The 850-nt window shown below is 43.3% G+C and carries 1 protein-coding gene; it reads right to left on the bottom strand.

Annotated elements, in window-relative coordinates; genetic code table 11:
- Positions 1–729, bottom strand: a 729-nt coding sequence (locus A3763_RS01550; RefSeq protein WP_156494814.1) for an RNB domain-containing ribonuclease, incomplete at its 3' end; no start/stop codon positions are given.
- Between the last annotated feature and the right edge of the window lie 121 nt (positions 730–850).

The raw sequence follows: 850 nt of genomic DNA, 5'->3' as shown, positions 1-850 counted from the left end.
ATCAATCATGGCGCAGGGGTCGGCAATCGCAATATATATATACCAACCTTGCTCAGCTTTTTCTGCATACAAGGCATCGTCTATATCTTTCGTAGAAGACGAGTCAATGGTAACAAAGGGAAGTTCACAATAGTTTTTACGCCCTTCGCTTAAACCTGCTATCTGTTCTTCTGAAATCGCATCTGCTTGTTCTTGCTCGACTTTGCTCCAGCTTGTTTCCAGGCGGTGCTTCTTGCTGGCATACAATGATTCGATACCGATATCTTGGTCGGTACCAATTAGCTCGACAATGCTTGCTTGTGCTTTCCCTGACTTAAAAGGATGTTGAGTAACCTTGCAGACAACCAGGTCTTTCGCTTTGGCTTTTTTGCGCTTTTGAGGAGGAATAAAAAACCACCGACACATGCCTTGGATATCGGGCTCAACAAAAGCAGCTTTACCCTTCTCTATGTATTTGCCACAAAAGAACTGGGTGTTGCTTTCAATTAGCCTTTCTAATTTAGCGACCTTTTTGTTCTTTGCATCTTTTATGACTTCAACTTCTACTCTATCACCAGGGAGTACGCGCTCCATTTCATCGGGTGGAAGATAAACGTCTCGGTTGGTATCAAGTGTCACAAAACCAAATTTGTAAGCAGAACCTTTAACTGTCCCAATGCAGAGATTGCGACTAGCTTTGATATCTTGCTTGAGTTGCTTGAGTTGATTAAGTGAGTCGAGTTTTAGCATTGATCATACCTGTTGGTGGCAAGAGTGCTGTGTATCGATCCTAGACACACAGCGACATGTTCTTAAGAGTTGGTTGCGAGCGTTAGGAATTCACTACGTGTTGCCTGAGACTGTCTGAAAG

This window comes from Oleiphilus sp. HI0128 (assembly GCF_001635365.1).
The sequence above is the reverse complement of the archived record's forward strand: the minus strand, read 5'-3'. Positions and strand labels throughout refer to the sequence as shown.